This window comes from Allocoprococcus similis, assembly GCF_054660775.1.
This window is the reverse complement of sequence record NZ_BAAHSG010000031.1, coordinates 22,859-35,311: the sequence shown is the minus strand read 5'-3', so window position 1 is coordinate 35,311 and position 12,453 is coordinate 22,859. Positions and strand designations below refer to the sequence as shown.

The 12,453-nt window shown below is 39.7% G+C and carries 8 protein-coding genes and 1 riboswitch; all 8 genes read right to left on the bottom strand.

Going from position 1 to position 12,453, the window contains the following annotated elements:
* Positions 1-12: 12 nt before the first annotated feature.
* The 8 genes from ACYQ5K_RS11925 to ACYQ5K_RS11890 all read right to left on the bottom strand — a co-directional run bounded on the left by ACYQ5K_RS11925 (position 13) and on the right by ACYQ5K_RS11890 (position 12,330).
* A complete protein-coding gene (locus ACYQ5K_RS11925; protein ID WP_459777639.1) occupies positions 13-615 on the bottom strand; it encodes a hypothetical protein in 603 nt (200 codons plus the stop codon).
* Positions 616-631: 16 nt separating this feature from the next.
* Positions 632-895: a PucR family transcriptional regulator ligand-binding domain-containing protein gene (locus tag ACYQ5K_RS11920; protein ID WP_243868737.1), complete on the bottom strand. Its 264-nt coding sequence runs from the start codon at positions 893-895 to the stop codon at positions 632-634.
* A 454-nt stretch (positions 896-1,349) separates the two neighbouring features.
* A complete protein-coding gene (locus ACYQ5K_RS11915; RefSeq protein WP_173687461.1) occupies positions 1,350-1,922 on the bottom strand; it encodes a hypothetical protein in 573 nt (190 codons plus the stop codon).
* Positions 1,923-1,945: 23 nt separating this feature from the next.
* The gene (locus ACYQ5K_RS11910; RefSeq protein WP_243868736.1) at positions 1,946-4,090 is read right to left on the bottom strand and encodes an ATP-binding protein; all 2,145 of its coding nucleotides are present in this window, start codon (positions 4,088-4,090) and stop codon (positions 1,946-1,948) included.
* Between the two features lie 146 nt (positions 4,091-4,236).
* Positions 4,237-6,081: an ABC transporter substrate-binding protein gene (locus ACYQ5K_RS11905; RefSeq protein ID WP_173687486.1), complete on the bottom strand. Its 1,845-nt coding sequence runs from the start codon at positions 6,079-6,081 to the stop codon at positions 4,237-4,239.
* Positions 6,082-6,139: 58 nt separating this feature from the next.
* Positions 6,140-9,346 carry a hybrid sensor histidine kinase/response regulator gene (locus tag ACYQ5K_RS11900; protein WP_459777638.1) on the bottom strand — a complete coding sequence of 1,069 codons (3,207 nt, stop codon included), beginning with the start codon at positions 9,344-9,346 and terminating at the stop codon, positions 6,140-6,142.
* A gap of 227 nt (positions 9,347-9,573) precedes the next feature.
* A riboswitch (cyclic di-GMP riboswitch) is annotated at positions 9,574-9,664 on the bottom strand.
* 364 nt (positions 9,665-10,028) lie between these two features.
* Positions 10,029-10,793, bottom strand: coding sequence for a TIGR03915 family putative DNA repair protein (locus tag ACYQ5K_RS11895; RefSeq protein ID WP_173687485.1), 765 nt, complete (start codon positions 10,791-10,793; stop codon positions 10,029-10,031).
* Between the two features lie 16 nt (positions 10,794-10,809).
* A complete protein-coding gene (locus ACYQ5K_RS11890; protein WP_173687484.1) occupies positions 10,810-12,330 on the bottom strand; it encodes a putative DNA modification/repair radical SAM protein in 1,521 nt (506 codons plus the stop codon).
* Positions 12,331-12,453: the final 123 nt, after the last annotated feature.

Genomic DNA, 12,453 nt, shown 5'->3' with positions numbered 1-12,453 from the left:
ACAGATGATTACCTACTTACATCCATTCAGAATATTATGGACAATATCTCTCTGATACTTCTTTTTCACTTCATCCTGTGCAAATTCACTCAAAAATCCATACTGCAAGTTAATAATCGCATTTTCGATTGCCATATAATCAAGTTCTGTCAGTTCTCTATTTTCTTCTGTTATTGTTATATATATTTCCATCTCATTCAATATGGCAAATTTCACTACATATTGAACACAGCTTCCTTTCATCTGCTTCATATATTGAAATTTCGTAATAATATTAGGTTTATATGGCTGAATTTCATCTGACAATATTAACTTGGAGTTGTCCGAGTTTGTTGAAACCATACAATTAAGATTACCATAATACAACACAACAGGATTCTCGATCATGACACTTAAAAAATTGATAATATCACTTGCTGTATTACATGATCCATTATTATTTAAAATAAACGTATTAAAATTATCATGTGTAATTTTAAAATACTTTAATCGTGCAGTAACTTTATCGAATACCTGCATTATAACATAGCGGATAATTCCCCAGTAATATAAATCTTCTGAAATTTCTACCAGAGGAATTTCATATTTTTTGCAGTGTTTTTCTAATAAACTCAATCTGCGTCCTGTAGGATCATATTCTTTTCTTTACAATGAATCCACTTATGTCACTTTTAACTAAATCTTCAAAATGCTGCTCTACTTCTCGATCATTACATGATAAATATACCTGAAAACTGGTTATGAGTATTTCACCACCCGTCAGGTATCGCTCCATATCTTCAATTTCGATTATTCGAATGCCTTTCACTTCCAAATCTAGACCTTTTTCACCGCAAAGCAGCTTCATTTTGGGAAACTGTTCTGATTCAAGTAATTTTCTTACAGTATATGCCATCGTTACTCCTTATTCATTGCCAAATCAATACAACATAATATCTGTTATGTTGTAAACTGATTTTTCACATTTGTTTTGTTTGTTAATAAGTTAAATATGACCTGTTTCATTATAAATTGCACAAAAACGGCAATTGATTAGACAAAAATCACCTTCATGTCAGATGATAAATAGCCTTATTTCACAACGCCTTTTTCTTAAGGTCAAGTATACCTCACAGAATCTTCCTTGTCTACAACATGACTAATATTATGTTGTACTCCTAATATTTTTTTGTTCAATAAACCTATCTATTCGTTTTTGGAAAACAGATTCTGTAGTCGATGTGTATATTCTTGTAACATTAACACTACTATAGACGAATGTAACAATCTATTTAATCAAAAATAACTCTTCTCTCACGTCAAAAAAGGAATGAAAGCTACCAAAACAGTAACTTCCATTCCTTTTTCAATTATCTCACACCAAAATCAGCTCCTCTCTCCGGCTTATCTTTTCCCTGTTTTTCTTGAATAATCTTCTTATTGATTTCAAGCCGTTCATGAATGGATAATTTCTTATCTTTTCCATCTACCGTCTGCTTCTGCTGTGCCATTTTTCTATCTGTCTTTCCTGCATCCTTAACCACTGCATTCGCTTCGGTACTTGTTACTCGCTCATCTGCTCTTCCTTCATTTCTTTCTGCTATCTGCTGTTCTCGTCTCTCCTTCACACCTTTTTCTTCCAAGTTGCAAAAGCTCTGCAGATATGGAAGCACATGATTCTGCATATCCGTCAGATCTTCCATATACTTTTGGAACTCTTCACTTCCTTTGCTTTCTGGTAATTGATCCAACCGAACATCAGCCATCAGATTTCCAAATACGGTATTTCCTTTTACGATTGCAAATTCAGCGTCATCGTAGTAACTGTCTTCCGGATCACGATAGATAATCCCCATACTGCATACTCGATAGGCATTTTCAGGATTCTCCCTATAGACTGCAGCTATTTGATTAACATCGGTACTTTTTTCATAAGCTCCCATGTCTGGTTACTTTCCATTTGTTACTATTCAATGACCTTCGGTTCGGTACCCCCACCGGATTTTATGTTTCTGATCGTCTTTTCCAGTACCTTCATCTCTACAGGTTTTGAAACATGGGCATTCATACCGGCTGCCAGAGAATGCTGGATATCCTCTGAAAATGCATTGGCAGTCATTGCAATAATCGGAATCTTCTTTGCCAGCTCATGAGAACTTCTGCGGATTGCCTTCGTTGCCTCATAACCATTCATAACAGGCATCTGCACATCCATCAGGATTATGTCATAATCCCCTGGTGCAGACTTTTCAAATGTCTTCAAAATCTCTTCACCATTTTCACAGATGGTACATTCTGCACCCTCAATCTTTAACAGTTCCGTCAGGATTTCTGCATTCAGCTCATTATCCTCCGCACACAAGAATCTCATTCCTTGAAAGATATTATCATTCTGTTCATTCTTTTCTTCCTGTACTGTTGAGGAAACAGATCTATCCTCTGCAATTCTCAGATCTATGAGAACCTCAAAACAGCTTCCCTGTCCCAGTTCACTCTCCACATCTATGGTGCCTCCCATTGCTTCAACCAAGTTTCTTGTAATAGCCATTCCAAGACCAGTTCCCTGTATCTTATTCGTCATAGAACTTTCAGCGCGAGTAAAAGCATCAAAAATTATATCTTTGAAATCTGCCGACATTCCCATGCCATTATCGCTGACTAAGAAACGGTACTTTGCGTAGACAGATGACTTTGTCTCACATTCTTCTACCATAAACTGAATTTTTCCACCTTCCTGCGTGTACTTCACTGCATTAGAAACCAAGTTGCTGAAAATCTGCATCAGATGAACCTGATCTCCGTTCACCCACTCGTGCCGGATGTTTTCTTTTATGATTGTAAGAGTCTGATTTTTTTCGTCTATCTGTGAATGGAATATGGTATTGAGTTCTGTAATAAAATCCAAGATGGAAAAATCGGTATACTTAAAAACTGTTTTTCCTGCCTCAATTTTGCTCATATCCAGAACATCATTAATGATTCCTAACAGATGCTGTGATGAAATATCTATTTTATCTGCATACTCTATTACTTTCGCTTTATTAGCGGCATCATGTCTGATCAATGATGTCATGCCGATAATTGCATTCATTGGTGTACGAATATCATGTGACATATTGGACAGGAAATCTGTTTTCGCCTTATTTGCATTTTCAGCTGTCTGCAAGGCTTCCGTTGTAATGTCCTTTGCCTTTTTCAGTTTTTTATTGGACTCCTCCATTTCCTTCATTGCCTGCTTCTGAAGCTCATTATTTCTTTTTTCGTATTCAGCTTTTTGCTCAGCAAGACTGCGTCTGGAAATACTGTAGAATAATCCGGCAAAAAGCAAAAGTATAAAACCTGCCATGAATATTGTTTCAAACACTATTGTTTTCTGATAATCTCTTAGTACGTTATCAACTATGCCTTTGGGCACAATGCAGATCAATGTCGTATTGTTGCTTTCTATCGGGGCATATCCCAGATAGTAGCGAGAAGCCTTTCCTAAAAGCAGTACTCCCGCTTCCTTTTCTTCTATCTTTTTTCGGAGAAAAGCAGCCTCGTTTTCCGTGATGGCCTGTGCTTTCTTTAAATGCTTCAACAAGGAATAATTTCGAAAAAATATATCTTCACTCTGATTAGTATAAGTAATATTCCCTTCATTATCTAACATAAACAGGTATGCATTCCCATTATATCCTTTCAGTTTTAACATAGAATCTAATTTTGCATGATCATATACAGTTCCGATTGCCGTATAAGTTTCTCCATCAATGCGATATTCCGGACATGGAATTGCAGCCAGATAACCGCCGCTTTGTGTTTCTTCATGATTCCAGTCAACCAGTTTTGCAATATTATGTCCGTTTCTTAAATCCAACAGAAGCTTACTCGGAATGTCAATCCGTATTTTTTTTCCATCCACAGTGATTGCTTTACCATTTTCCTGAAGAAACAGGAGTGTGCTTTCAGATTCTTTTTCCCATGCTTCAAAAATTTTCTTGTGCGTATCTGTTTCAAGAGACAATTCCTTCTCTTGAAGCAAATAGTCTTCCACCAAATGCAACTGGCTGTAGTATCCATTTACCTGAAGATCATAGGTTTGCTGAATCTGTTCCACCACCGCTCCCATGCTCCTCTTTCCGTTTTCATCGATATACCTGTTCATCTTGTGCATAAGAAGTTTTATAAAAACTAAACTTAAAAGAATGACAAGCATTATAAGCAGCAATACTCTTGTTTTTTTTCTTTTAATTTCTGTTTGTTTCATCTGCAATTTTACTTTTCAACCTCTATATAGTCTTCCGGTGCTGACGGCTGCTGTCCTTTTGACATAGATGTAGTCCATGCACTTGATAATGTAGTAGCTTTCAGTTGCTCTATCTCACATTCCGGATATATTTCTTTCAAAACAGACATTGTATCATCTGTAAGAAGAATGGAATACTCTTTTTCTTTGTCCAATTCTCTTTCATTTACTGTTATATCCTTTAAAGAGAATCCGTTTTCCTCATGTTTGACAATTATTTTCATACCGGAGGCAATTGGTAATTCATATTTATTGGTTACCGAAAAACCATCTTTAGAATCAGCAAGATAATTTTCCACCAGTTCACAGATCTGTTTACCGTTGATCTTTCCAAGATATAATGATGTATCTGAGTTCTTCGCTGTCATCAGCGCAACTCGACTGCCGGTACATTCTCCTTTATAAATAGAAGAAGTGAAGTAATAGTATGGCGCCAGGGCCAGCTGCGCATTATGTTCTTCTCTGACTGTAGTTAAAATAGACGATGCCGCATCGCGACCATTTTTATCATTCAGGGAAATAGAATACTCCTGCTCAAAATTCACCATCGTTTTTTCTTCTGTATCATTACCATTCATTATACCACGAAAAGCGTCATATGCCTGTGTTTCATCCATTTCTCCTGACAACAGACCTTGAACAGCTTCCAGACTGGCAGCGAAGGATTTTTTGGCAGAATATCGGATATAAACAGAATTATTTTTCGTTTCGTCTTCCAGACCAGACACATCTTCCATCATGGTTGGAACATCGGTATTCAATGAGATCAAACCGGCTCCATCTGCAATCAGCGTTTGTCCTTCTTTTGAAATCATGCAATCCAGGACATCGAATGCCAGATCCAGTTTTTCCTGATCTTTTTCCAGCTCTTTGTTGAATGCAATATTTAGCGAAGGGGTCATATTTATAAAAGATTCATCCGAAATCTGTGAAAAAAACGGTATACGGGTTAATTCTGCATCCATCTGTTCCTGAATTTCCTGCATAAGTGCCGGATATCCATGAAACATTGCTGCTTTCCCCTCAAGGAACATCTGAGTTGCAGTATCAATATCGACGCTGATATCATCTTTCGTAAAATGTGAGTCCTTCAGAAATGTATTGGTTTCTGAAAAAATACGTTTCCATAATGCGTCATCAAACGCGATATCCTCTGATGCACTTTCAGCTGAGCTTCTCCATTCGATTCCATCCAGACTCATGAATTCACCAATTGCACCTGTCTGAATCACCTCATGAGCAGACCAGTCTTCTGCAAGATCCAGGGAATAAGGTTTTATACCATTATCATAAAATTGCTGGCATGCCTGTGCATACTCCTCATAATTTTCCGGTATCTTGATTCCATACTGTTCAAACAATGTCTTATTGGCAATGATTGTCTGCGGCATACCGCAGATAGGAAGCCACTGAATCTCATCTTTTGAATTTTTATAATATTGCAATGCATAGGAGTAATACCTGGAAACAACATCATAAGAAGCAAAATCCATAAGATATGGCTCCAGATCCTGTGCATCTGTTCCTGAGAATCGACGCACGGTTATAATATCCGGCAGTTCACCATGCTCTTCAAAATAGCTATATAAATCGGTATCATTGTTACCAATAATAAATTCAATATCCTGATCTGGAAACTGCTCCTGAATATATGGAGCAATATTTTTTATCAAACTATTTTCCCACAGATACACGGTAAGGTGCTCATCATTTTTAGATATTGCTTTTTGAGATTGTCCACATCCAGACAAAACAGTAGCTGCTACAAGCACCCCTAACAATAACGCTATCAGATAATGTTTTGCCTTTTCCATACTCGTATTTTCCTCATTCTTTCCTGATAAAATCATTAATTCAATAATTGGGCAGCAATTACAGCCAGCTTTCCAAGACATCATTCAGCTTATTCATATCCAGAGGTTTTGCAAGATGTCCATTCATGCCTGTATTTTTGGCCAGCTGTACGTCTTCTGCAAAAGCATTGGCAGTCATGGCAATAATCGGCAGCTTTCCCCGTTCACCAGGAAGACTCCTGATTGCTGCGGTTGCCTCATAGCCATTCATGACAGGCATTTGGATATCCATAAAAATAAGGTCATACAAGCCTTTCGGAGAAGCTTCCACTTTTTCAACTGCAATTTTTCCATTTTCCGCTGTTTCCACTTCTGCCCCTGTCATCTGCAGAATTTCAACACCAATTTCTCTGTTCAGCTCATTATCCTCAACCAGCAGAATCCTTTTTCCTGTGTAATCTGCTTCTGACAGCTCCTCCAGATAATTTCTTGCTGTTTTTTCTTTTCTGCCTGAAGTAAACTGCCGCAATGTAGCCGTCAGCCTGGAACGGAACAGCGGTTTTGCAATAAAAGCATCTACGCCTGCAGCCTTTGCTTCTTCTTCAATCTCACTGAATTCATAAGATGTCAGTACAATAATGGTAATCTCTTTCCCTATCCGTTTTCGGATCTGTCTGGCTGTTTCTATGCCATCCATGTCCGGCATCTTCCAGTCCAGGATGACAGCAAAGTAATCATTTTTTAGCTCATGACGTGCATAGCAGCGCTCAACAGCTTCTCTGCCAGAGAGAACCCATTCACCTGTAATACCGATTTCTTTCAGTGTAGCAACTGTACTTTCACAGCATGTCTTATCATCATCCACAACCAGAACAGGCAGATTCATCAGATTTCTGTCCTGTTCTTTTTCTTTTTCCTGAAGCTCCAAATAAATTGTTACTGTAATTTTAGTTCCCTTATGTAAGGTGCTTTCCACTTTAATATTACCATTCATCAGGTTCACAATATTTCTGCTGATTGCCATTCCAAGACCAGTTCCCTGGACTCTGGTTGTCCGATGGTCATCTGCGCGGCTGAAAGGATCAAACATGATTTTCTGGAATTCCGGTGACATACCGATCCCATTATCCTCAATCGTAAATTCATAGCATCCAAGTTCCGAAAATCCATTTGGCTTTTCCTCTATGGAAAAAGTAATATTCCCACCATCCGGTGTATACTTGATCGCATTACTCATCAGATTCACAAATACCTGCTGGATTCTCAGGCTGTCACCACAGACACTCTCATGTTCAATGTGATTAATGTGTATATCTAAATTGTGTTTATGTTCATCAATCACCGGTTTTGTGAGTGTTATAAGATTATCCACCAGATCTGGCAGATTGAAATCCTCCTGTGCCAGTGTCATTTTTCCACTTTCAATACGTGCCATATCCAATACTTCATTGATCAGCCCCAGCAGATGGCGGCTTGATTCTGTGATCTTGCCGAGGCATTCAATGACTCTGTCCTTGCTCTCAACATTTGCTCCTGCGATTGCCGTCAGACCCACAATCGCATTCATTGGTGTCCGGATATCATGGGAGATATTGGAAAGGAATTCTGTTTTCGCACGATTTGCATTTTCTGCGGACCGGTAAGCTTCTTTCAGTGCCTGACGGGATTCAATCTCTGCTTTCTTTTCCTGTGTCACATCCATGGATGCCAGCAATACCCTTTCCAGCTTTCCATTCTTCCATTCCAGGGGAATATAAGAAGCGATTTTATAAGTCTTTTCATCCAGGCTGCAATACTCAAACTTATAAATATCATTTTCACTTTTCAGTTTTTTCCGAATATTATCCGGGGCTATCAGGATATCTATAGCTTCCAATGGTTCCAGTGTCTTATATTTTTCAAGAACCTGCATCTGAAAATCATGATAAAATCCAAAAGGTTTATATATCATCTGTCCATTCAGATTGTAGAATTCATATCTGTCATTTTCGAGATCACAGACAACAAAGCGGTCAACCAGACGCACAATACTCTGAATCAGCTGCTCCATGGAAGCATTATCCGCTGCCATCTGCAGATGCCGTGCGCTCTCTACCTTTGTCTCTGTGATATCACGCAAGAAAATCATGGCATATTCTGAATCCTCTATTTCGCCACGTATGACCACATTACGGACCCATCGTTCTTCTCCATTCAGAGTGATACGGCACTCTAAAGCTAATTCGGTTTCCAGACCCTTCAGCCTTTCTGCAATATAACCACGGTCGTAAAAAGAGGATACCGCCTTCTTATCTGTCTCCACAACATAGGAATCCACAAAATGCCGAATCAATTCATCCCACGTATGACTCTGTTCAAAGACGGTCATCAGGGACGGTTCAACCTTAAAGGTATCAAAAGTATTCGCTTCCAGATTCACATAATACTCGCACAAATCTGCTTTCGTAAAAGCCCGGTGGAAAGCAGCAGATTTTTGTGCCTGCATGATTTCTTTTTTCTCCGCATCAATGTTAATAAAAATCCCGGCAATCCTGCTGGCAGAACCATCCAGACGGCGTATTACTTCTGCCGATGCCCGAAACCACTGGTATTGATTATCCTTCATTCTCATACGATACTCTACCTGGTATTTTATCTGGTTCGTCTTATCTTTAATTGCCGCCTGAAGCTGCACCATTACTCTTTCTTTATCCTGTGGATGCAGAAGATCTGACCAGGATTCCAGTTTATTCGGAAAGTCCAGAGTGTCATGATAGCCAAGCATTTTTCGGAATTCATGACTCCAGTTTGCATTCACAATCTCACTGTTTTCGTCACAGTCAAAATACCAGAAGCCGGAATAGATAGCCTCATTGAGCAGTGTCAAATTTACATGATCCCAGTTGACCTGTACGGACATAACCCAGATCTGTCTGCCCGCTTCATCTGTCGCATCCTCTTTATAAAGCCGTACATTATTCACTGTACCGTCTGCAGTAAGGATCTGTGCTTCCCCTGCTCCGTGAAGCTGCGAAAAACGATCTCGATTCATTATATCTTTCTCATTATAAAAGAAGTTTTTCAATGATCCTTTTGTCTGTTCCATGAAAGTATCGAATGTATATCCTGTACTATGCAACAGCAGATTATTCACAGACAAAATAGACAGGTTTTGGTCATAAGATCCTGTCATTATACCTACCCCGCCATTATTTTCCAGTGTTTTCTGTACGACCTGTGACATGACCTGTGTCTGCCCCGTTACAGTCTCACCTAATGAATATATTTTTTCTTCATAATTTTCCATTTTATAAAAATCCTCGCTTCGTCTTGTGCCTTCTTCATCCTGCTTTTATCTGTATACAGAGAACCTGTCCCTGCCAGTTTTCGTACCCATTTTGGCATATAAAAAGGATACTTGCCCAAATATGCCCGTATCCATACTATATTTCTTTAGAATCACTCATCGATATAGTATAAAAGGTATCGAGATCTCTTCCACTTTCACATCTTTTCCATATATGATATAGAAACAGTTGCAACCGGCTGACCTGGTCAAACTTTCTGACTTTAGCCTCTTCTGGCTTTGCGTCCCAGACTTTCATCTGGTTTGCCGTTTTCCTTATTATAGCCTTTAAACTTATGCAATAAAACCGGATTTATTATACTATAGTGCTCTGCTGTACACAAGAAAAACATTACCGTTTTTACGTTCAAAAACAAAAAAAGAACAGCCGATAATATACTCGAACTGTTCTCCTACTTCCGAAGTCCACGTAGCATTGACATCACTGTTTCCTGCTCATTTGTACTCAGATTGTTCCATATCCCTAGAACTTCTTTCTGTTTTTCTGTCAGATTCTCTGAATTATTATCCTGCAGACATTCCGGTCTCGGAAACTGTTGAAATTACGGTAACTATCTGTGATGAAAAGAAAACCATCAAAGCCAGTACCAATGACACTTTGCTGTCTTTTTAATTCCTGCGATTATTCTTTAAATTCCACAGCATGCTTCCTCTTCCAGATCGGAAAAAGCTTCCTCTGGCAGACATAGTTCTCCCGTTCTTTGATTCCGATCGTATGGAAAAATGTCTTCCACATCCCGGTATATTCATCTTCATACGCTTCTGTTTTACGAAGTGCATCAAACTCTTCATCCGTCAGATACCGAAGATAATTTTCTCCGTCTTTTGGATGGACACAGGCCATCTTCCTGTTATCGTCAACGATCATCCAATGCTCTGATGGCATACGGTCTGCGAAATGTCTTCCAACCAGCATGATCACATCACTTTTGGGTTCCAGATGGCTGACATACACACGTCCATCCAGACTTTGGAACCGGGCAAACTCACGGAAGTGATGGCTTTCATTTCCAATATTACGGTACAGCTCCATAATCCGCATCACATGTGGATTCGTATAGTTTTCAAGTACATCTGCTCCCATTGCAAATCCAACTCTGAGAAAATTATAGATTGCCTGCAATGCATCCTCTTCTGCAGATAGGGATGCGTAATACACATACAGATAGGCTCTGGAAGAAATATCTCTGCGAATAGACCGGGTGACTTTTTCTGCCTTGGAACAGTCGCCGTCTACATGGATATATTCATCCAGCAGTGTCGGTTGGAAAATCGGTTCTTTTTTCAGCCTTATCTGATCATGACCGATTCGTAAAGCATCTGCCCATGCATCATAGATACAGGTCATGATGTCTTCTAACTTATCCTTACAAGTATATATTTTCATAAATTACCTGCTTTCTCTATCCAATTCCAAAATCCGCAAGTGTCATCTGTGAAAAACCTTCATTTGCATGAGCCATTTCCCATGATTCCTTCCGATCTACGCTGACCAGCTGTCTTGTGATATAAGTCTCTTCAACCGGCGTGTGATACATCTGCTTTCCGCCACAGGTGATGAAATAATGCGCTCTTTTCAGAACAACACCCATTTTCTTCAGATTTGTAAAATCCAGTCTTCCATATCTTCTTGCATTTACAATACGGCTGGCTGATTTCGGCCCGATTCCAGGTACACGGAGAAGTTCTGCATAGCTTGCAGTTTCCGCTTCAACCGGAAATAATTCCAGATGGCGTAATGCCCAGTCGCACTTCGGATCCAGAAGCTCATTAAAATTTGGTTTCTCTAACGTTAAAAGTTCATCTGCCTGAAATCCGTAAAAGCGGAGCAGCCAGTCCGCCTGATACAGTCTGTGTTCCCGCAAAAGCGGTGGCGGAGTCCCGATCGCAGGCAGAACAGAATCTTCATTTAACGGGATATATGCGGAATAAAAAACACGTTTCAGATCAAATCCCTGATAAAGCTGCTGTGTGGTCTGCAATAAAGTATAATCACTTTCACCTGTTGCTCCAATGATCATCTGCGTACTCTGCCCTGCCGGTGCAAAACTTCGTTTTAATCTGGACATGTCATGTGGCGCCAGCTGATATGCCTGATTCCAGGTGAATGAAGAATCCAATACCGCAGGATTTGACCGTGCAGAAGTCTTGGATACATCGGTTCCTTTTTGTAGCGCTGCTCTGCTCTCCAGTTTCTTTTGAAACTGCTGCTTGGAAGTGTCCGAAAAAATCCCGGCTTGCAAGAACTGATTTCCGCGGCTTCTTTCCATATACGCAGATTTTCCGATTGCCATTCGGTGTGCAGCGATAGTATTCTGCACCTTCCCCATCGGATTCAGGATGGTCTGCATAGTTTTGTTCGGTGCCAGCTTACGAAGGCTCTCAGAAGTTGGCAGTTCCAGATTCACGCTGACACGGTCTGCAAGATAACCGGCAGCTGCAAGTAATTCATCCGAAGCTCCCGGAATTGTCTTCACATGAATGTATCCGTTAAAATGGTATTTTGTGCGGAGAAGTAACAGTGTCTCGCACATCTTTTCCATGGTATAGGTTGGATTTTTCAAAACACCGGAACTTAGAAAAAGTCCCTCGATATAATTACGTTTATAAAACTCTACAGTAAGATTGCAGATCTCCTCAGGCGTAAAGGTTGCCCTTTTTACATCATTACTCACCCGGTTGATACAATATTTACAATCGTAGACGCAATGGTTGGTCATCAGAATCTTGAGCAGAGAGATGCATCTGCCGTCTGCAGCAAAGCTGTGACAAATTCCGCACGAAACGGTACTGCCGAGTTCTCCTTTCCGTCCCCGGCGACTGGATCCGCTTGACGTACATGCGACATCATACTTGGCTGCATCGGCAAGAATCTGTAGTTTTTCCTGTGTTGTATAATTATCGTTTGTCAGTTCTGTATTCATATTCCCATTATACAAACATACGTTCGCCGATGCAAGGCTTTTTTTACTTTTGACACTCACACCATCTTTTCATTTATTTTTGCAATTTACCACGGATGCATACGCTTCTGACGCACAAACAGG